This is a genomic window from Nocardiopsis lucentensis DSM 44048, assembly GCF_000341125.1.
Classification (GTDB): domain Bacteria; phylum Actinomycetota; class Actinomycetes; order Streptosporangiales; family Streptosporangiaceae; genus Nocardiopsis; species Nocardiopsis lucentensis.
In genome coordinates, this window is sequence record NZ_ANBC01000631.1 from 1 (window position 1) to 932 (window position 932).

General features: G+C 77.0%; 1 pseudogene. It reads left to right on the forward strand.

Going from position 1 to position 932, the window contains the following annotated elements:
• Nucleotides 1-62: 62 nt before the first annotated feature.
• Nucleotides 63-671: pseudogene (locus D471_RS42660) on the forward strand (acyltransferase domain-containing protein); the annotation flags it as partial.
• Between the last annotated feature and the right edge of the window lie 261 nt (nucleotides 672-932).

A 932-nucleotide genomic window follows, 5' to 3' on the forward strand; every position in this document is an offset into this window, starting at 1 on the left:
AGGCCGGGCTCCTGCACCGGACGCGGTACGCGCAGGCCGCGTTGTTCGCCGTGGAGGTGGCGATGTTCCGGCTGCTGGAGAGCTGGGGGGTGGGGCCCGACACGCTGCTCGGGCACTCCGTGGGCGAACTGGCCGCCGCGCACGTGGCGGGGGTGTTCGACCTCGACGACGCCTGCGCGCTGGTGGCCGCCCGGGGCAGGCTGATGCAGGAGCTGCCCCCGGGCGGGTCCATGGTGTCGGTGCGCGCCGGTGAGGAGGAGGTCCGCGCGCTGCTGGCGGACCGCGCGGACGACGTGTGCGTCGCGGCGGTCAACGGCCCCGGGGCGGTGGTGCTCTCCGGGGCGGAGGAGGCGGTCGCCGAGGTCGCGGACCAGCTGGCCGCGCGGGGGCGGAGCACGCGGCGGTTGCGGGTCAGCCACGCCTTCCACTCCCCGCTGATGGAGCCCATGCTCGCCAGGTTCCGGACGGTGGCCGCCGCCCTGCGTTACCGGGAGCCGACCCTGCCGATCATCTCCACCGTCACCGGGCGGCCGATCCGCCCCGGCGAGATGAGCACGGCCGAGTACTGGGTCCGCCAGGTACGGGAGCCGGTGCGGTTCGCCGACGCCGTCGGGGCGGCGCACGCGTTCGGAGCGCGCACGTTCGTCGAGGTCGGCCCGGACGGTGTCCTGTGCGGCATGGCCGAGGAGTGCCTGGAGGACGACCGGGTGGCGCTGTTGCCGACCCTGCGCGGGCCGCGGGGCGACGCGGCGTCCGCGGGGGACGGCGCGCAGGCGCTGTCGGTGCTGTCCGCCGCTGCCGCCGCGCACACCCGGGGCACGCCGGTGGACTGGGAGGCGATGTACGCCGAGGGGCCGTGGCGGGGCGCACGCCACGTCGACCTGCCCGGCTACGCCTTCCAGCACCGGCGCCACTGGCTCGCGCCGGGGCGG